The 18815-nt window shown below is 71.6% G+C and carries 16 protein-coding genes and 1 pseudogene; 9 read left to right on the top strand and 8 right to left on the bottom strand.

The window, feature by feature from the left end; translation table 11 throughout:
• Positions 1 to 35: 35 nt before the first annotated feature.
• Positions 36 to 344 carry a phage holin family protein gene (locus MET2598_RS0104720; protein ID WP_018260042.1) on the bottom strand — a complete coding sequence of 103 codons (309 nt, stop codon included), beginning with the start codon at positions 342 to 344 and terminating at the stop codon, positions 36 to 38.
• A gap of 269 nt (positions 345 to 613) precedes the next feature.
• On the opposite strand from MET2598_RS0104720, the gene MET2598_RS0104715 reads away from it, so the two are divergent.
• Both MET2598_RS0104715 and MET2598_RS0104710 read left to right on the top strand, forming a co-directional pair.
• The gene (locus MET2598_RS0104715; RefSeq protein ID WP_026190509.1) at positions 614 to 1237 is read left to right on the top strand and encodes a TetR/AcrR family transcriptional regulator; all 624 of its coding nucleotides are present in this window, start codon (positions 614 to 616) and stop codon (positions 1235 to 1237) included.
• A 198-nt stretch (positions 1238 to 1435) separates the two neighbouring features.
• Positions 1436 to 2632, top strand: a complete 1197-nt coding sequence (locus tag MET2598_RS0104710; protein ID WP_442918987.1) for an MFS transporter — start codon at positions 1436 to 1438, stop codon at positions 2630 to 2632.
• 24 nt (positions 2633 to 2656) lie between these two features.
• On the opposite strand, the pseudogene MET2598_RS35950 reads toward MET2598_RS0104710, so the two are convergent.
• The 4 genes and pseudogenes from MET2598_RS35950 to MET2598_RS0104690 all read right to left on the bottom strand — a co-directional run bounded on the left by MET2598_RS35950 (position 2657) and on the right by MET2598_RS0104690 (position 8854).
• Positions 2657 to 4093, bottom strand: a pseudogene (locus MET2598_RS35950) (IS1182 family transposase).
• Between the two features lie 425 nt (positions 4094 to 4518).
• The gene (locus tag MET2598_RS0104700) at positions 4519 to 6654 is read right to left on the bottom strand and encodes a peptidase domain-containing ABC transporter (protein WP_018260038.1); all 2136 of its coding nucleotides are present in this window, start codon (positions 6652 to 6654) and stop codon (positions 4519 to 4521) included.
• Positions 6654 to 7958: an HlyD family secretion protein gene (locus MET2598_RS0104695; protein ID WP_018260037.1), complete on the bottom strand. Its 1305-nt coding sequence runs from the start codon at positions 7956 to 7958 to the stop codon at positions 6654 to 6656. Before MET2598_RS0104695 ends, MET2598_RS0104700 begins: the two co-directional genes overlap by 1 nt.
• Entirely contained in the window at positions 7955 to 8854 is a 900-nt protein-coding gene (locus tag MET2598_RS0104690) for an LpxL/LpxP family acyltransferase (protein WP_018260036.1), read from the bottom strand. The genes MET2598_RS0104695 and MET2598_RS0104690 overlap by 4 nt, the downstream gene beginning before the upstream one ends.
• 671 nt (positions 8855 to 9525) lie before the next feature.
• On the opposite strand from MET2598_RS0104690, the gene MET2598_RS0104675 reads away from it, so the two are divergent.
• The 6 genes from MET2598_RS0104675 to MET2598_RS0104650 all read left to right on the top strand — a co-directional run bounded on the left by MET2598_RS0104675 (position 9526) and on the right by MET2598_RS0104650 (position 14468).
• Entirely contained in the window at positions 9526 to 9819 is a 294-nt protein-coding gene (locus MET2598_RS0104675) for an acyl carrier protein (RefSeq protein WP_012333539.1), read from the top strand.
• The gene (locus MET2598_RS0104670) at positions 9816 to 11009 is read left to right on the top strand and encodes a beta-ketoacyl-[acyl-carrier-protein] synthase family protein (protein ID WP_018260034.1); all 1194 of its coding nucleotides are present in this window, start codon (positions 9816 to 9818) and stop codon (positions 11007 to 11009) included. Before MET2598_RS0104675 ends, MET2598_RS0104670 begins: the two co-directional genes overlap by 4 nt.
• Positions 10981 to 11490 (top strand): MaoC family dehydratase, encoded by a 510-nt coding sequence (locus tag MET2598_RS0104665; RefSeq protein ID WP_018260033.1) that lies wholly within the window; start codon positions 10981 to 10983, stop codon positions 11488 to 11490. Before MET2598_RS0104670 ends, MET2598_RS0104665 begins: the two co-directional genes overlap by 29 nt.
• Before the next feature lie 155 nt (positions 11491 to 11645).
• Complete coding sequence (locus MET2598_RS0104660; protein WP_018260032.1) at positions 11646 to 13148, top strand: TolC family protein; 1503 nt, start codon at positions 11646 to 11648, stop codon at positions 13146 to 13148.
• A gap of 133 nt (positions 13149 to 13281) precedes the next feature.
• On the top strand, positions 13282 to 13881 hold the full coding sequence (locus MET2598_RS0104655) for a DUF4142 domain-containing protein (protein ID WP_012333542.1): 600 nt from the start codon (positions 13282 to 13284) through the stop codon (positions 13879 to 13881).
• Positions 13882 to 14228: 347 nt separating this feature from the next.
• The gene (locus MET2598_RS0104650) at positions 14229 to 14468 is read left to right on the top strand and encodes a hypothetical protein (protein WP_012333543.1); all 240 of its coding nucleotides are present in this window, start codon (positions 14229 to 14231) and stop codon (positions 14466 to 14468) included.
• Between the two features lie 68 nt (positions 14469 to 14536).
• Here the strand turns inward: MET2598_RS0104650 and MET2598_RS0104645 are convergent, their stop codons facing one another.
• Positions 14537 to 14773: a hypothetical protein gene (locus tag MET2598_RS0104645; protein WP_012333544.1), complete on the bottom strand. Its 237-nt coding sequence runs from the start codon at positions 14771 to 14773 to the stop codon at positions 14537 to 14539.
• Between the two features lie 68 nt (positions 14774 to 14841).
• Entirely contained in the window at positions 14842 to 16089 is a 1248-nt protein-coding gene (gene serA, locus MET2598_RS0104640; RefSeq protein ID WP_018260031.1) for a phosphoglycerate dehydrogenase, read from the bottom strand.
• Positions 16090 to 16273: 184 nt separating this feature from the next.
• Here serA and MET2598_RS0104635 point away from each other — a divergent pair, with 184 nt between their 5' ends.
• Positions 16274 to 16867: an SCO family protein gene (locus tag MET2598_RS0104635; RefSeq protein WP_018260030.1), complete on the top strand. Its 594-nt coding sequence runs from the start codon at positions 16274 to 16276 to the stop codon at positions 16865 to 16867.
• On the opposite strand, the gene MET2598_RS0104630 is transcribed toward MET2598_RS0104635, so the two are convergent.
• The gene (locus MET2598_RS0104630) at positions 16808 to 18706 is read right to left on the bottom strand and encodes a glycosyltransferase family 2 protein (protein WP_018260029.1); all 1899 of its coding nucleotides are present in this window, start codon (positions 18704 to 18706) and stop codon (positions 16808 to 16810) included. The two genes, MET2598_RS0104635 and MET2598_RS0104630, sit on opposite strands and share 60 nt — an antisense overlap.
• Positions 18707 to 18815: the final 109 nt, after the last annotated feature.

The following is an 18815-nucleotide window of genomic DNA, read 5'->3' as shown; positions in this document are numbered from 1 at the left end:
ATGCAACGGAAGCATGACGGTCGGCCTTCGACGGGTCAGGCCCCCTCGCTGGGCCGGCCGACCGACAGCATCTTGCGGGCCCCCCAGTGCCCCAGCCCGATCGCCGCGGCGATGAACGGGGCCGCGACGATGAGGGCGCCGAGCACCTCCGACCCGGTCAGCCAAGCCAGGAGCTTCACGGCGGCCACGAGCAGCAGGAAGCCCCCGCAGCACAGGAAGATCAGCCCGCCGCCGAAGGAGGAGCCGAGCCGCATCACCGTGCGGCGGATGCCGTCGAGTTCGTGCGCCAGGAGCGCGTATTGCGCGACCGCGAGATCGCCGGCCTCCCGGACCGCGTCGAGCATCAGCCTGACGGTCGACCTCTGATCGTCCTGAGCGATCCGCCGCGTCCGCGCCATCGTCCTGCCGCCTGAAGTGAGCCGGGTCCGGGCCGACAACGGCGGCGGACCGAGCCCGTTCCGCGGCCCCGCCCGCCTCGGGCAGCGCGCTCCCGGCATCGCCCGCGCCTCCACCGGCGGTGGCCGGTTCGGTCCTTCGGGCCGTCGCCTGGCGGCAAGCCGCCGCAGGAGATCACAGGCTTGATTTGGGTTAAATCATATCCTAAATAAGCACCATGAGCACCGCAAACACGATGCCGCACGGCCTGACGCGGGCGAGGGGGCGGCCCAGGGAATTCGACACCGATGTCGCCCTTGATCGGGCTATCTCGTATTTCCGTGAGCACGGTTATAGTGGCGTCTCTATTGCCGATCTTTCGGGTGCGCTGAATTTATCCGCTGGAAGCATATATAAGGCCTTCCATAGTAAGCACGAACTATTTTGCGCGGCTCTCGACAGGTATTTAAAGCTGCGTGGCGCGAGGCTATCGGAAATTGCGGCTTGCTCGGAAAGTGGTCGGGAAAAGCTGCGCCGCGTTCTAGATTTCTATGCGGAATCCTCGCACACCTCGGAAGGACGTGGCGGTTGTTTGGTGATCGTCGGCACGGTCGAACTCGGCAGTACAGATCCGGTCGTGGCCGCCAAGGTGGCCGACGCTCTGAGGCGGAACGAGGAAAGGCTGACGGAGATGATACGAGCCGGCCAGAGCGATGGCTCGATCCGGAAGGACCTGGATGCGGCGACCACGGCGAGAGCTCTGCTCGCGATGGTTCAAGGCATGCGGGTCTTGGGTAAGACCGGACGGGAGCGTGAAGCCATGATGGCCATAGTGGGAGTAGCCATGCGGCTGCTCGACTAGAGCGGCCCCCGATCACGTTGCAATCGGGTGCTGCTCTAGGTCTTTGATCTTGCCGCATCTTCTGCGACGAACCGGCATCCACTTCATCGAAAAATGGTCTAGAACGTAAACGCAACGACACGAGGTTGCCTTTCAGCGTGTCGGGAGGCGGTGCGCTCCCCCGGCATTGCGATTTTCCGAGCGCAATTAAGGAAAAAAATGATCCAAAATACCGTGGGTGCAACCGCGAGGGATCCAGCATCGCTTCGCACGCAGGATCCAGGAATGTCGAAGCGGCTCATGACTCTCCTGGCCTGCGCATGCGGCCTGATCGCCGTGAATATTTATTACGCACAGCCCCTTATTGGCCCAATCAGTTCTGAATTGAATTTGTCGAAAGAAGCTGGCGGCCTCATCGTCACCTTGACGCAGATTGGCTATGGTGCCGGGCTGCTGCTCGTGGTGCCTCTCGGCGACCTTTTCGAGAATCGCCGGCTTGCCATTTCCATCCTGGTCATCGGCGCATTCGGGCTCCTCATCTCCGGAATCGCCAGCTCGGCCGCGCCCTTTCTCGCCGCTGCCCTGATGGTGGGTTTGGGCTCGGTCACGGTGCAGATTCTGGTCCCCTACGCCGCACATCTGTCGCCAGAGGCCACGCGTGGCCGCGTGGTCGGTAACGTGATGAGCGGTTTGATGATGGGCATCATGCTGGCTCGACCCTTGGCGAGTCTGATCACAAACTTTTCGTCTTGGCGGGCCGTCTTTTTCTTTTCGTGCGCAATCATGATTGGCCTTACGCTCATACTCCGCTCTGCGTTGCCTCTCCGGCCAGTCACGGCTAAGATGAGCTATGGCAAAATGCTCGCTTCGATGGCCCATCTCGTCCGGACGACGCCGGCGTTGCGACGGAGGGCACTCTATCACGCCTGCATGTTCGGTGCGTTCAGTCTCTTTTGGACGATAACACCGCTTCTGTTGATGGGGCCGGCGTTTGGCTTCAGCCAACGGGGTACCGCTCTCTTCGCCTTGGCCGGCGTCGCCGGAGCCGTCGCCGCACCGATCGCCGGCCGGATCGCGGACCGTGGATGGATCAGATCTGCAACGGCTGCTGCCATGATGATGGCGGTCGCCGCCTTCGCCATGACGCATATCGCCGTGTTGGGCTCCAACCTATCGCTCGCGCTCTTCGTGCTGGCCGGCATCATCTTGGATTTTGCAGTGTCGGCCAATCTCGTCCTCGGACAACGTGTGATTTTTGCGTTGGCGCCCGAGTTTCGTGCGCGGTTGAATGGTGTCTACATGACAACCTTCTTCTTCGGTGGCGCGATTGGTTCCGCTCTAGGGAGCTGGGTGTTTGCCCGCTACGGGTGGAGGCTGTGTGAGAACGCGGTTGGGTGTGTCGCGATGCAGCGGTGATGGCGCGCGCGGTGCCGCGTGCCCTCACGCCCGCAGGGCGGTGAGGAGTGGGCCGGTGCCGAGGATCGCGATCACCCGCTTCAGATTGTAGGCCAGGACCTGCAGGCTCATCTCGGTGGCCACGTTCCTCAACCGACGCATCCGGAAGTGGGTCGCTCCCATCCAGCCCTTGAGCGTCCCGAACACGTGCTCGACCGTCTGCCGGCGCGTGCGCATCGCGTGAGGGTCCGTGTCGAGCCGGCGCTGCACGGCGTCCAGGACGGCCTCGTGCTCCCAGCGCATCACCCGCCGCTCCTTGGCCGGCGTGCAGCGCGCCTTGATCGGGCAGCCCTGACAGGCCGTCGTCCAGTAGCGGTGCAGCGTCAGCCCGCCCTCCACATTCGTGTAGCGGTAGGAGAGCCGCTCACCGGCTGGGCACCGGTAGGCATCCACCTCCGGCTCGTAGACAAAGTCCTGCTTGCCGAAGCGCCCCTCCGCCTTGGCGCCCGAGGTCAGCGGCTTGGGCAGCGTCACCGCGATGCCGACCTGCTCACAAGCCAGGATCTCCTCGCCCGAGAAGTAGCCCCGGTCCGCCAGCACGCTGAGCGCCTCATGCCCGGTTGCCGCCTGTCCCTGGCGGCTCATGTGAGCCAGCTGGGTGCGGTCGTGCCCGACGTTGGTCACCTCGTGCGCGACGATCAGGTGGTGCTCTGTGTCGACGACCGCCTGCACGTTGTAACCGACCAGGCCCGTGCCCTTGCCGCTCGTGGCCATCGCCCGCGCGTCCGGGTCGGTCAGCGAGATCTGTCGATCGGGGGCCGCTGCGACGAGCGTCTCCATCGCCTGCAGTTCGCGCATCCGCGTGCGCAAGGCGTCCAGACGCTCCGCGATGCGCACCTTGCGCACCCGCGCGACCTCGTCCTCCTGGCGGTCGGCGGTGTCGAGGGCGGCGAGATAGCGCGCGATGCTCGCCTCGACCTGCTCGATGCGGCGCCGGACCGCGGCCGGAGTGAAGTTGCGATCGCGCGCGTTCACCGCCTTGAAGCGGCTGCCGTCGAGAGCCACGAGGCCACCGGCCAGGAGGCCCAGTTGTCGGCACAGCACCACGAACTGGCGGCAGACGGCCTGGATCGCTGGACCGTTGTCGCGCCGGAAGTCGGCGATGGTCTTGAAGTCGGGGGCGAGGCGGCCGGTCAGCCACATCAGCTCGACGTTGCGGCCGGCCTCACGTTCCAGTCGGCGGCTGGAAGCGGCTTGGTTGAGGTAGCCGTAGAGCTAAAGCTTCAGCAGCGTGGTGGGATGATAGCCGGGCCGGCCCGTCGCGGCCGGCATCAAACCGTCAAAACCCAGAGCCGCAAGATCAAGTTCGTCCACGAACACGTCGACGACGCGCACCGGATTGTCCTCGGACACGTAGTCGTCCAACCGGTTCGGCAGCAGCGTGACTTGATGGCGATCCGCACCCCAAACAAACCGCGCCATACCAGCCTCCACCGTCAGGCAGAGACTATCAAAAACCCTCACGTTTTCACACAGCCTCGGTGGAACGGAGCATCTGCTGCCGGCATCGCCTTTGGGCTGATCGCCTTGGGATATTTCGCAACCGAGAAGGCGAGCGGATCGCGCGCGTGATGGCTTCCTGCGCGACGCCTCGCCGTCGACGGCCGCGGCCTCGCCGGCGACCCCGATGATGGCGGTGGCGATCCGCTTCGCCACCTCTCCGCGCATCCGAACCGGAGCGCGATCGTCTTGTCCGGATGGGCTTCGGCCGCCGCCACGGCGCTGCGAAGCCCTCTTTGGCAAAGCTCCGGCGGCGCCGGACACCCCTCTCGCGTGTTCGGCACGAGCCGATGGCCCGACGAAGATTCGAGAACGGAACCCACGGTCATGAGACGTGACCGTTGCGATCAGGCGACCCGGGCGGAGGGACCCTCCATCTCCACCAGCCGGCCGCCCTCGACCTTGAGCACCCGGCCGACGAAGGGCAGGAGGTGCGGGCTGTGGGTCACGAAGACCTTGGCGGCGGGCACGCGGACCAAGGCCTGGACCAGCTTCGCCTCCGAGACCGGGTCGAGATTGGCCGTGACCTCGTCGAGCAGCAGCAGGCGCGGACGGCGGCAGAGGGCGCGGGCCAGGATCAGGCGCCGCCGCTGGCCCGTCGAGAGCAGGTTGCTCTCGTCGGAGACGAAGGTGGCGTAGCCCTGCGGCAGCGCCTCGACCTCGTCGCGCAGCCCCACCACCGAGAGGGCCGCCTCCATCTGCAGCCGCGTGATGTCGGGGGAGTACATCGCGAGGTTCTCCGCCACCGTGCCGGCGAAGAGCCGGTCGTCCGCGAAGACGCAGCCGATATTCGCCCGGTACTCGTGCAGGCCGAATTGCGCCAGGGGCCGGCCATCCACCAGCACCTGCCCCTGGGCGGGCTCCGCGAGGCTGGCGAGCACCCGCAGCAGCGAGGACTTGCCGCAGCCCGAGGGGCCGAGGATCGCGATCGACTCGGCCGCGGCGACGTCGAGGGTGAGGTCGATCCCGTCGATGAGCGGCTTCTCGCCCCGCCCGTACTGGATCCGCACGCCCTCCAGCGCCACGCCGCGCCGGATCGCCCGGTCGATGCTGCTGCGCTCGCTCGCCTGCTCGGGCGCCTCGTACAGGATGTCGTCGAGGCGCTCGTAATGCACCCGCATCACCGAGATCTGCAGGAGGCTCATGATCAGGGTGTTCATGGTGGTGAAGAACGACGTCCTCAGCGAGAAGAACGCGTAGAGCACGCCCACCGACAGGGTGCTCTTCATGACGTCGGTGACGCCCATGTAGAGCGTCGCGACCGTGCCGAGCATGAAGACGAGGTGCAGGGCGAAATCGGCGTCGATCGCGTAGCGGCGCGAGCGGTAGCTGGCATTGGCGAAGCGCGAGAAGCTGTCGAGCCACTTCAGCGCGAAGAACTCGGTGGTGTTGCCGGCCTTCAGGGCGGCGATCTGCTTGAGGCCGTCGAGGAGGCGCATCTGCTCCTCGGAGCGCGCCTCCAGGGTCTCGGTCGTGGTGCGGGCGATGCGCGGATAGGTGGCGAAGCGGATCGCCACCGCCATCACCAGGGTCGCCAGCGAGGCCGCGGCCATCGACGGCGAGTAGTAGTACATCATGGCGATCAGCAGCACCGACATGATGCCGTCGGCCAGGGACGACACGAACCCGCTGATCAGGAAGGTCTTGATCTGGTCGATCGAGGACAGGCGGGTGATGAGGTCGCCGGGATGCCGGGCCTCGAAGAAGCCCAGCGGCAGGCGCAGGGCGTGGCCGACGACGTTGCGGGTGAAGTGCACCTCGAACAGGGTGGCGGTGCGCAGGGTCACCACGTCGCGCAGCCAGCGCGAGGCCGCCTCGAAGCCCGAGAACAGGATCAGCCCGACGGCGACCGCGTTCAGGAGGTCGAGGTCGAATTGCGGGATCACCGTGTCGACGGCGGCCTGCAGGAAGATGGGCGTCGCCAGGGCGAACAGCGTCGTCGCGAAGGACATCACGGCGACCATCGCGACCGTGTGCTCGACGCCCCGGCAGGAGCGGAACACCGCCCAGAAGGTCGAGGCGCGGGCCGCGCGGATCGCCCGGAAATCGACCCGGCGGGAGAATTCGAGGGCGACGCCCGCGAAGTGGCGCTCCACGTCCTCCCGGGCGTAGATCCGCGGGCCGAAGGCCGGGTCGTGGATGTGGAACTGCCCGCGGGCGACCTTCTCCAGCACCACGAAGTGGTTGCCGTCCCAGTGGAGTATCGCCGGGCAGGCGAGCTTGCCGAGCTCGTCGACCTGGGCGATGCCCAGGCCCTGCGCGTCGAGGCCGATCTGGCCGGCCACCTCGACGATCTCCTCGACGATCTCCGCGAAGCTCATGCCGCGGCGCGAGACCGGGAACAGCGAGCGCAGGTAGGGCAGGTCGATGTCGTGCCGGTGGGCATTCGCCACCATGGCGAGGCAGGCCAGCCCGCACTCCATGGTCTCGGCCTGGAGCACGGTGCGGACCCGGCGGATCCGCTCCCCGACGCGACGGCTCATCAGCGCCCCCTCAAGGCACGGATCGGATCGGTGGCCCAGTCGATCAGGCGCCGCCGCTCGACGACGATGTCGACCGACAGGGTCGCGCCGATCTTCAGCGGCACCTTCTCGCCGTAGGCGTCGACATCCGCCCGGTCGGGGCGGATGTCGATCCGGTAGGCGGATTGCATCGGCACCGGCCGCGGATCGAGCCCGGCCTCGGGCGGCAGCCCCTCGGTGACCGGCGCCCGCACGGCCGCCTCCGAGATGTACGTGATGGTGCCGTGATGGATGCCGAAGGTCTTGTACGGGAAGGCGTCGTATTTCAGGATCACCCGCTGCCCGACCTTGGCGAGGCCGACCGCGCGGGAGGGCGCCTCGACCACGATCAGGGGCGCGGCGGCCGGGTCGCCGATCGCGGCGACGAGCTGCCCGGACCTGACCGAATCGCCGACCTTCGCCCCGAGGGCGAGCACCGTCCCGGCGCTGGGAGCCTGGATCTCCAGGGCCGATTCGGTCCGCAGGGCGGCGATCCGGCTGTCGATGCTCTCGATCTGGCTGCGGGCGGCGGCCTTCTGGCTCTGCTTGGTGGCCACCAGGGTCTCGTAGGCGCGGCGGCGCTCCGTGTCCTGGCGCTGGTATTCGAGGCGCCGGAGCTCGATCTCGGCGAGCTGCCGCTCGTAATCGTAGGTCGTCCGCTCGCGCGCCTCGAGGACGTCGCGGGTGGCGTAGCCCTCCTTCACGTAGGCGGAGACCCGGCGCACGATGGCGCGGCTCTTGTCGGCGGCGGCGGCGACCTGGCGGGACTGGGCGTCGAGGCCGGCGTAGAAGCGGGACTGATCCGATTCGATCGCCTTCTGCTGGCGCGTCGCCTGGGCGATGAAGGCCTCCGCGGCCGCCGCCTCGGCCTCCTGGGTCCGGCGCGTCTGGAGCAGGTTGCGGATCTCGGCCTCCGCCACCGATTCCCCGCCCGCGGTCGCGGCGCCGAGGCGCAGGGCGTAGACCGGGCTGCCGGCCGCGACCCGGTCGCCCTGCGTCACGGCGAGGCGGCTGACCACGCCGGCGCGCGGCGCGTCGAGGCGCACGAAGCCGCCGGTCGCCGCGACCACGCCACGCACGCTCTCGGTCTGGGCGAAGCGCCCGAACCAGAGGCCGCCGAGGGTGGCGCAGACCGTGGCGCCGACGAGGAGCGTGGCGAACAGCGTGGTCCGGTTCTGCCGCAGGTCGATCGTCTCGGCGAGCAGCGGCGCGGCGGGCCGCGGGGGCGGGGCGGCCTCGGCCGGCTCCTCCTCCGGCGCCGCGGCGGGCAGGGGGGCGGCACTCACGCGGCTCTCTCCTGCGCCGCCTCGGGCGCGGCCAGGAACTCGCCGAGCCGCTGCCACATGAACCACTGCTCGGGCGCCGCCAGCACCGATGCCTCGATGTGGCGGCGCACGAGGTCGGTGACGCGGGCCTTGGCCTCCGGCCCGGACTCGGCCACCTCGAAGGGCCGGCCCGGCGCCACCACGTCCCCGTCGAGGTGGGAGCGCACCGCCAGCGGCACCACCGTCGCCTCGGTCAGCCGGGCGAGCGCGTCGAGCCCCATGGCGAGGCGCGCCGGCCGGCCGAACAGCGTCGTGTCGACCGGGCCGCCGTAGCTCGCCGGCAGGTCCACGAAGGACACGATCACCGCCCCGGCCCGGGCGAAGCGCACGGCGTCGATGTAGTCCTGCTTGTCGCGCACGTTGAGGAAGCGCATGTCGGTGCCGATCTCCGAGATGCGGCGCATCACCCGGGTCTCGATCTCGCGATCCTCGCGCGCGCGCAGGATCAGCATGCGCCGCCCCGGGAAGACGTCGTGCACGAGGCGCGCGAAGGGCAGGGCGAAGCTGCCCATGTGCAGCGGCGCCAGGATGACCGGCCGGGCGCCCGCCGCCACGCGCTCGAGCATCCCGCGCTCCAGGATGGTGACGTGGGCGGCGTCGGCCACCAGGGCCTCGCGCGACCGTGAGAGGATTGCGAGCCATTCGAGGCTGGTCATGCGGTCGGCGAAGACCGCCTCCCGGTCGAGGCGGCGCGCCTCGCGGGCCGGAACCCGCAGGGTGCGGGCCAGCGCCTCCGCGATCCCGAGCGTCCCGGCCCGGCCCCGCAGCACGGCGAGGCGCCAGCTCGCCCGCACCGCGCGGCGCCGCGCGCGCAGCGGCAGGCGGGCCGCGAACAGCTCGGTGCGGGTGGGCGTCATCGCGATGGGGGCCTGTCCTGCGGTCCGTCTCGGAAGGGCGCGGACCCGCGCCGGCGGGGCCGGAGGCGGGATCTGCCGGCCGCCGCGACGGGCAGGGCCGGCCGTCGGCTGCGCTCAGATCACGAGCACTTGCTGTTGCCGCAATCCTTCTTGCCGTCGTTCTTCGGCGGGGGGCACGGGGCGGGGGTGTCGCAGCCGCCGGAAATCGTCTTCAGGGTGGCGAGGTCGAGCGTCTTCACGGTGATGTCTCCGGTCGGAATCGGACGAGGTACCCCGCCCGGAGGCGGGGTGGGGCGCGCTCAGATCACGAGCACTTGCTGTTGCCGCAATCCTTCTTGCAGTCGTTCGCCGGCGGGGGGCACGGGGCCGGGGCGCAGGTGCCGCCGGAGATCGCCTTCAGGGCCGCGAGGTCGAGCTTCGTCATGATGATCTCTCCTGTCAGGGGAGACGGGGCGCCGCCCCGCCGCACGGTCTCTGTCGACCGCCGCCCGTTTCCACGACGTCACCTGACAGCATTCAAGCGCGGAAAACTACCGACTCCGCTCGTCGGAGCCGTCATTTCCTGTCCGTCGTTTACCATTGGGCGCGAAACCCGTTACTTTCGCGTTAATGAACTTGCCCAAGGCGCCGCCTCATTGAGAATGCCGGTCACGACATCTGAGAGACCGGCCATGCAGACCATTCCTTCCGCTTCGGCATACTCCACCGGAGATATCGAGCGCATCCTGCTCGAGATCGTCCGCAAGCAGGCCCGCAACGAGGGGGCCGATTGGTCCCTGACCACCACGATGGAGGAGGCGCAGATCGATTCCTTCGATCTCGTCGAACTCGTCTTCGAGGTGGAGGACCGCTTCGGCGTCGAGGTCAGCTTCAACGCCAACGAGCGGCCGATCGGCGAGATGACCTTCGGGGACGTGATCGCGCTGATCCGCGGCGCGCTGGCCTCGAAGGAGAAGGCGGCGTGACCCGGGTCGTCGTGTCGGGGCTCGGGGTGGCCGCGCCCGGCGGCCTCGACCCCGAGAGCTTCTGGGCGAGCCTGGTCTCGCCCGGGAGCTGCTTCACGCCGGCGCGCGAATATCCCGAGGGCGACATCCCGGTCGGACAGATCGACGCCGCGATCGACTTCGCGGACCTCCCGGTCCCCAACCCGGGCGCCTGCGACCGGGCCGCCCTCCTGGCGGTGGCGGCGACCCGCTCGGCCCTCGCGGATGCCGGCCTCGGCGAGGGCGCGGTCGATCGCGGGCGGGTGGCGGTCGTCCTCGGCAACGGCGGCGGGGGGCTGATGAGCCTCGACGAGCAGTACCGGCGCGTCTTCGTGGACGGCAAGCGCCCGCACCCGTTCTCGGTGGTGCGCGCCATGACGAGCTCCTCGGCGAGCTGGGTCTCCCTGGCCTTCGGCCTCAGGGGGCCGTGCTTCGTCACCGCGAGCGCCTGCGCCTCGGCCAGCCACGCCCTCGGCATGGGGCTCCTGCTGCTGCGCGCCGGCCTCGCGGACGTGGTGGTGGCGGGCGGCACCGAGGCGCCGCTCTCCTACGGCACCCTGCGGGCCTGGGAGGCGATGAAGATTCTGAGCCGCACCGGCTGCCGCCCCTTCGCCCGCGACCGGGACGGCCTGGTCCTGGCGGAGAGCGCCGGGATCCTGGTGCTGGAGCGCGAGGCCCACGCGCGCGCGCGGGGCGCGCGGCCGCGGGCCGTCCTCGCGGGCTTCGCGGCGAATGCCGATGCGGGCGACATCGTCGCGCCGAGCGCCGCCGGCATGGCGCAGGCGATGCGGGAGGCCCTGGCGGATGCGGGGCTCGCGCCCGCGGACGTCGCCTACGTCAACGCCCACGGCACCGGCACCCGCAGCAACGACCGCACCGAGATCGAGGCGATGCGGGCGGTGTTCGGCCGCGACCGCATCCCGCCGACCTCCTCCACGAAGGGCGCGACCGGCCACGCGCTGGGGGCGGCGGGCGCGATCGAGGCGGTGGCGACGGTGCTGGCGATGGGGCGCGGCGTGGCGCCGCCGACCAAGACCCTGACCGAGCCGGACCCGGACCTCGCCTTCGACGCGATCCCGCGCGCGGCCCGCCCGATGCCGATCCCGGCGGCGCTCTCGAACTCCTTCGCCTTCGGGGGACTCAATGCCAGCCTCGTCTTCCGCGCCGCGTGAGCCGCCCGCCGGGCCGGGGGACGCCGCCTCGCTCCTCGACGCCCTGCGGGCGCGCATCGGCACGATCGTCGCGGTCTCCCCCTGGACCGCCATCGACCAGGGCCGCATCGACGCCTTCGCGGCGGCCACCGACGATCACCAGTTCATCCACGTCGACCCCGTCCGGGCCGCCGCGGAGGGCCCGTTCGGCGGGACGGTGGCGCACGGCTACCTCACCCTGGCGCTCGCCGGCGCCCTCGCCGCCAAGGCTCTGCCCCCGCACCCGGCCGTGCGCGCGGTGGTCAATATGGGGGCGGATCAGGTGCGGCTCCTCGCGCCGGTCCCGGCCGGGAGCCTGCTGCGGGGCAGCTACGAACTCGCGCGGGTCGCCGCGCTGCCGGACGGCCGCGCGGCCCTGCGCCTGCGCGCCACCCTGGAGGCGCAGGGCCGCGCGCGTCCGGTGCTCACCGCCGAGTTGTCGCTCCTGCTCGTCCTCGCCTGAGCCCGCCGCAGGGCCGCGTCCTCTGCCCGGCCCGCCCCGGAATCTGGGGTTTAAGACGGTCTTAAGCATGACTTGCGCAAGGTCTCGGGCGCCGACCCTCGGTCATCCCGTTCCGGGGATTGTCCGCGCGTCGGCCCTCTGCTGCGGAAGGCCGGATGTCGCGACGCCCCATCCCGTTCGAGCGATGCGCCGTCCTCGCCCTCGCCGCGGCGCTGGTCGGCGGGACGGCGGGACCGGGCGCGGCCCAGAGCCTCGACGCCGCCGGGGCGGCGGCCCTCGACCAGAGCCCGGCCCTGAAGGCGGACCGCGCGCGCCAGGAGGGGGCCGAGGCGCGCCGGCGCGGCGCCCTCGACGCCTTCATGCCGAGCATCAGCTTCTCGGCCGACAGGCCCCTCGACAGCAAGTACAGCTACTCGCCCAACGCGGCGCCGACGCAGATCGGCATCGATTCGACGCCCCGCAGCGCGCCGACGCAGCTCGGCCTCAAGCTCGACCTGCCGCTCTTCGACGGGTTCAAGCGCTGGCACACGCTCGAATCGACGACGGGCCTGGCGGAGGCCGGGCGCTTCGTCAGCCAGGGCAAGCGCCAGCAGGTGCTGCTCGACACCGGCGTCGCCTACCTCGCGGTGCTGCGCGACGCGCGGAGCCTCGCCTACCGGGACGCGCAGGTCGCCGCCGTCGCCCGCATCCGCCAGCAGGCCGAGCGGCAGTTCGAGGTCCGCGACGCGACGCAGACCGATGTGGCGCTCGCGCGCTCGCGCGAGGACGCGGCGCAGGCGCAGGGCGACCGGGCCCGGGCAGACCTCGCCGCCTCGCGGCTCGAATTCCGCCGCCTCACCGGCATGGAGCCCGAGCGGATGGCGCAGCCGCGCCTGCCCGCGAACCTTCCGGCGAGCGCCGACGCCTATGCGGCGCTGGTGCAGCGGGCCAATCCCAACCTCGCGGCCTCCCGCCTCGATGCCGGCGCGGCCCGCGCCCAGGCCAGGGCCGCGCGGGCCGAGCTGCTGCCCCAGGTCAACCTGCAATTCTCCCGCTCGGCAGTGCTCAACTACAGCCAGGCGCTCGACCAGATCAACGACACCACGACGCGCCTCGTCGCCAAGCTGCCGCTCTACGAGCCCGGCGCCTATCCGCGCATCGAGGAGGCCTCGGCCCTCGCGCTGCAGCGCGCCTACGAATCCCAGGACCTTGAGCTGACGACGCTCACGGCGGCCCGCACCCTGCACGCCCGGCGCCGGGCGATCGGCGAGCAGGCCGAGCGGCTCCTGGAGCGGGTCCGGCGCCTGCGCGAGACGGTGCGGAGCTTCTCGGTCGAGCGCCGGGCGGGGTTCCGCACCGTCCTGGACGAGCTCAACCTGCGGGCGGAGCTCGCCGACGCCGAAGTCGCCGCGGCGGCGGTGGTCACGGAGCGCGACGCGCTGACGCTGCAGCTCGCCGCGGCCGCGGGGCTGCTGGGCCTGAACGGGCCGGGCCTCCGCCGCCTCGACACCCTGCCGCCGCCGCTGCCGCCCGGCCCCGTCGCCCTGCCCCCCGCCCTCGCCGGGGGCGAGCCCGAGGGCCCGCCTTTCCTGCGCGGCAGCCTCGACGCGGCGGGCCTCGGGGAGGGGCCGGGGCGCGTCTCGGTCGCCGCCGCGGGGGCCGGCCCGCGCCCGTGGTGAGCGGCCGTCGCGCGCTCCGGTCGCACCCGACCTGGACGGCGACGCTGAAACCGGGGCCCCGGACGCGCGGTTGGGCCGGGCGCGAGTGCCGGTCCCGGCGCTCAGGCGCGCCCGCAACCGTTCGAGAGGCCCCATGGACCGTCGTCTCGCGCTCACGACCCTCGCCACCCTCGTCGCCGTCCCGTCGCTGATCGGCACGGCCCTCGCGCAGAACGCGCCCAGTTCCGCGTCCCAGGCCACCGGGAATGCGGGCGCCCGCATCGGCGAGGCGGAGGCCAAGCACATCGCCGACACGCTCGCCGCCGGCTCCCTCGCCCTCGCGGCGAGCCGCCTCGCCCTCACCAAGGCGAAGGACGACGACGTCAAGGAATTCGCCCGCTTCGAGGTCGCCGAGCAGGAGACGATCGCCGACGTTCTCAAGGCGATGCGCGACCAGGGCACGCCGGCGAGCGGCCAGGTGAAGGCCCCGGCGGAACCCGAGGTGACTGGCCAGATCGACGCCGGCGGCAAGGCGAAGCTGGAGAAGCTGGAACAGGCCAAGGCCGGCGAGGCCTTCGACCTCGAGTACATTCGCGGCCAGATCGAGGGCCACCAGGCCCTGCTCAGGATCCAGGAAGCCTACCTCGCCGGCGGCAAGGACCGCGAGAACCTCGCGGTGGCCAAGCTCGCCCGGACCCAGATCCGCGAGCACCTCACCCTGCTCGCCGACATCGAGAAGGATCTCAAGGACTGATCCGACATCCGACGGATTGCTTCGCCATGCGGATCTCGGCGTCCGCAAGCGCCGCGCGGGCTTGGCATCCGCTGTCCGGACGTGATCGTCCGGACAGCGTCTGACGCGAGTCCCGGGCGGCCGCCGGACATGGCCGCCCGGGACTCGCGCGCCAAGCTTCGTGCCGGCCAAGCTTCGTGTCGGCCAAGCTTCGGCCCGGGCCGGGACCGGTTCGCGTGCACCGGCCGAATCGGGCAATCCGATCGCGCACCGTCGATCCCGTGCCGGACCGCACGGCGGCTCGGGCTCCGGGGCGCGATGGTCTCCCCATCGAAGCGGCGCCGCGCCGGAACGAGCGGGAGAGAAGGATGAGCGTCTTCACGGCAACCCTCGCCACGGAGCTCGCGGGCGAGGCGCGGGACCGGGAACTCGGCGACGAGAGCCTGGACGAGGTCAGCGGCGGCGCCCCGTTCCCGATCCGGCCCACGGCGCCGCTGCCCCCCGTCGTGGCGACGCACGACGGCAAGGGCTGGCATTTCAGCGGCGGCCTCTCCTGGCCGAGCGCGCCCGCGCCGCAGGTCCCGGCTCGCCCCGTCCCGGGCTGGTGACGGCTGCCGGGGGCTGGCGAGACGCGATCGCCGGACCATCCCGGTCCCCCGAGAAGCCGCCCCGGGCCTCAGCGCGACGGCTTGGCCGACTTCTCGGGCGAGGGCTGGCTGTCCAGGCGCTCGCCGCCGACGCATTCGCGCAGGTAGGTGTCGCGCTCGCCGCCGCCGAGCTTCAGCGCGTCGGCGCGCGAGGCGCATTCCCGCTGCCACTGCTCCGGCGAGGAGGAGGTCGGGGTCGCGCCTTCCGCGGCCGCCGCGCCGGCGGCGAGGGTCAGGCTGAGGGCGAGAAGGGCGCGGATCGGCATGGTCGGGCCTCCGGGACGGGCGAGCGATCAAGCCGCCGCCCTCCCGCCGGTTCCGGCCGCCGCGCGCCTCAGCGGCGCTCGTAGAGGAGCCGCGCCCGGATCGTGCCCTCGAGCTGCCGGATCTCCTCCAGCAGCGCCTCGGCGTCGCCCTCCACCGCGTCGGTCTCGATCACCACGTACCCAACCTCGCCGTCGGTCTGGTAGAACTGCGCCGCGATGTTGATGCCCTGGCGCGCGAAGACGTCGTTCAGGCGCCGCAGCATGCCCGGGATGTTGCGCTGGACGTGGATGTAGCGCGTGCCGAGCGGCCTCGCGGCGAGCTGAACCTGCGGAAAATTCACCGCGCCGAACGTCGAGCCGATATCCGAGTAGTCGACGAGCTTGCGCGCCACCTCGGCGCCGATCCGCTCCTGCGCCTCCTCGGTCGAGCCGCCGACATGCGGCGTCAGGATCACGTTCTCAAGGCCCTGGAGCGGCGAGACGAAGCGCTCCTGGTTCGATTTCGGCTCGACCGGGAAGACGTCGACCGCCGCGCCGCGCAGGTGGCCGTCGCGCAGCGCGCCCGCGAGCGCGTCGAGGTCGACCACGGTGCCGCGGCTGTTGTTGATCAGGTAGGCGCCGGGCTTCATCGCCCGGATCTGCGCCTCGCCGATCATGGTGTGGGTGGCGGGCGTCTCGGGCACGTGCAGCGAGACGACGTCGCTCTGGCCGAGCAGGTCGTCGAGGGTCTCGACCGGCTCGGTGTTGCCGTGGCGCAGGCGGTCGGTGAGGTCGTAGAAGATCACCCGCATGCCCATCGCCTCGGCGAGGTTCGAGAGCTGCGAGCCGATATTGCCGTAGCCGACGATGCCGAGCGTCTTGCCGCGCACCTCGAAGGAATTCGCCGCCGACTTGTCCCAGCCGCCCGCATGGGCCGAGACCGAGCGCGGCACGATGCGGCGCAGCAGCATCACGATCTCGCCGATGACGAGCTCGGCCACCGAGCGGGTGTTCGAGAACGGCGCGTTGAAGACCGGGATGCCGCGCCGGCGCGCCGCCTGCAGGTCGACCTGGTTGGTGCCGACCGAGAAGCAGCCCACCGCGATCAGCCGGTCGGCGGCCTCGAAGGCGCCCTCGTCGAGCTGCGTGCGCGAGCGGATGCCGAGGAGATGCGTGCCCCTGAGCGCCTCGCGCAGGTCCGCCGGGTCGAGCGCCTTTGCGAGGCGGGTGACGTTGGTGTAGCCGGCGGCGTTCAGCAGCGACACGGCGCTGTCGTTGATGCCTTCGAGGAGAAGGACGCGGATCCTGTCCTTCGGCAAGGAGAGCTTGTCGGCCATCGGGGTCGTCTCGTCGGGCGCGCGGGCGCAGGGCCGGACCGATAGGAGAGGCGAGGGCGCGGCGCAACCGGACCCCGCGCGATGCAGGGCTGGGCTGCGCGGGCGGCGGGGCGACGGCGTGCCCCGTTGCGGCGGCCGCCCCGCCGTGGTGTGGCGGCGTTATTCCTTCGCGCGAGGACCCGCCATGCCCCTCTCCCCCGCCATGCGCCGCGCGGCGATCCCGCTCGTCGCCTTCGTGCTCGGCCTCGCGGCGCTCGGCCTCGCCGCCTCGGCGATGCTCGGCCGCCCGACCGTCCCGGCGAGCGGCGTCGGCGGCCCCTTCGCGCTCGTGGACCAGGACGGCCGCCCCGTCACCGACAAGGACGTGGCGGGGCGGGCGCACCTCGTCTTCTTCGGCTTCACCCATTGCCCCGACGTCTGCCCGACGACCCTGCAGCAGATCTCGGACGTGCTCGCGGCGCTCGGGCCGAAGGGCCGCGACGCCAAGGCGCTGTTCATCACGGTCGATCCCGAGCGCGACACGCCCGAAGCCCTCAAGGCGTACCTCGCGAGTTTCGACCCGCGCATCGTCGGCCTCACCGGCACGCCCGAGGCCGTCACCGGCACGCTGAAATCCTACCGGGTCTACAGCCGCAAGGTGCCGCTCAAGGACGGCGACTACACGATGGAGCACACGGCGCTCGTCTACATCATGGACGCGCGCAACAACTTCGTCGGGTCACTCAACCTGATGCGGCCGGCGGCGGATGCCGCGGCGGAGTTCGCCCGCCAGCTCTGAGGCGGTCGAGGCCCGGCGCCTCCGGCGGGCCGCGCGGGCGAGGCCGTGCTCGGTCTTGTTCCAGCGGAACGGCGCGACGAAGAACTCGGCGAGGCCGAGCCACGCCCCGAGGCTGACGAGGACGTAGTAGGCCGGCAGCGCGGCGATCCAGGGGATCAGGTCCGGCCGGCCGCGGCGCAGGCAGCCGAGCAGGGCGGGCAGGGCGATCGCCGCGAAGCCGGCGCCGAACAGCTCGATCCCGAGCGCCGTGACCATGTTGGTCCAGAAGCTCGGATCCGGCTCGGCGGGCTGCACCAGGAGGCGCCAGCCCGCCACGAGGAGCGCGGCCGGGTAGACCAGGGCCGAGACGACGGCGCCGGGCACCAGGGCGAGCGCGGCCAGCGTCCCGAGCACGCCCAGCGCGCGGGCCGTCGCGACGGGCCGGCGGGCATGGGTGATCGTGGTCTGCACGAACCCCTTCATCCAGCGGGTCCGCTGCCGCAGCCAGCGCCCCGGGCGGCTCGGCATCTCCTCCCCGGTCGGGAGCGGCAGGTCGCCGACGCGGTAGCCGGCCGCGCTCAGGCGCAGGCCGAGATCCGCGTCCTCGGTGACGTTCCAGGCGTCCCAGCCATGCACGGCCCGCAGCGCCTCGGTCCGGAAATGCGTGGTGGTGCCCCCGAGCGCGATCGGCAGCCGCCACGCCGCCAGGGCCGGCACAAGCACGTCGAACAGGGCCGCGTATTCGAGCGCGAAGCAGCGGGTGAGCCAGGACTGCTCCGCGTTGTCGACCACGAGCCGGCCCTGCAGGCAGGCCGTCCGCGGGGACGTCCGCGCGAAGAGCGCGGCCGCCGCGCGCAGCTGCAGGGGGTGCGGCTCGTCCTCCGCGTCGTAGACGGCGAGGTAGGTCCCGCGGGCGAGGGGCAGGGCGACGTTGAGCGCCCGCGGCTTCGTGCGCGGCTCGCCCGGCGGGGCGACGATGACTTCGATCCAGGGCGGCAGGGCGCGGGCGGCGAGCGCCCCGGCCGTCTCCGCGTCGTCCGCCTCGATCACGATCTTCGCGTCGAGCTTGGTGGCCGGGTAGTCGAGCCGCGCCAGGGCCGCGATCAGGTCCGGCACGATCGCCGCCTCCCGGGAGAGGGCGACCAGCACCGTGTAGACCGGCAGGTCGGCATCCTCGGCCCGCGGCAGGTCCGGCAGCGGGCAGGGCGGCACGAGCAGGGCGGCGAGGCGGAAGACCGTCATGCCGAGGAACAGGAGGCTGACGGCGGCCGCCGCGGCCCCCTGCACGCTGCCCGGCGCGTCCCACAGGAGCGGCACGGCCGCGAGCGCGAGGCAGGCGGCGAGGCACTGCCCGGGGCTCGGGCCCGGCCGGTAGGCCCAGTCGGGCGCGGCGCGCTGCAGGGCCTCGCTGGCCTGGCGCGCCGCCTGCCGCGCGCAGGCTTCGAGCACCGCCGCCCGCAGCCGGCCCGGCGCGGTGATCGCGATCCCCGATCCGGCCCGGGCGCCGCCCGCGAGCAGGTGCCCGATCTCGGCCCCGCGCGGGGCGCGCACCAGGGCCGGACCCCCGCCCGGCGGGAGCGGCGCCACGCCCGCCAGGATGCTCTCCGGGTAGCGGGCTCCCGGGCCGAGGGCGATCGCCCCCGCGAGGTAGGGCGCGCCGAGGGCGCGCGCGAGGGCGCGGTAATAGGCCTCCTCGCTCATCAGGCCGCTGCGGATCAGCGCCGTGGCGCCGTCGGTTCCGCTGCAGCGGGCGATCCACCCGGCCAGGGTCAGGACGTCCAGCGGCACGCCCTCGGCCCGGAGGAAGGAGAGTTCGGGCCTGACGTCGGCATGCGCTGCGGCCGGCACTGCGAAGGGCACCCGGGCTCCCGGCGGCGATCGATCGTGCTACACGAGCGGCGTGGGACGGAGCCCCTGGCCGACAGCGAACCGGCAGCCCCGCGCACGCTTGGTGGATGGTTTACGGCCG

This window comes from Methylobacterium sp. WSM2598 (assembly GCF_000379105.1).
Classification (GTDB): Bacteria; Pseudomonadota; Alphaproteobacteria; order Rhizobiales; family Beijerinckiaceae; genus Methylobacterium.
Note: the sequence above shows the minus strand (reverse complement) of the source record. Positions and strands in the feature narration are given on the sequence as shown.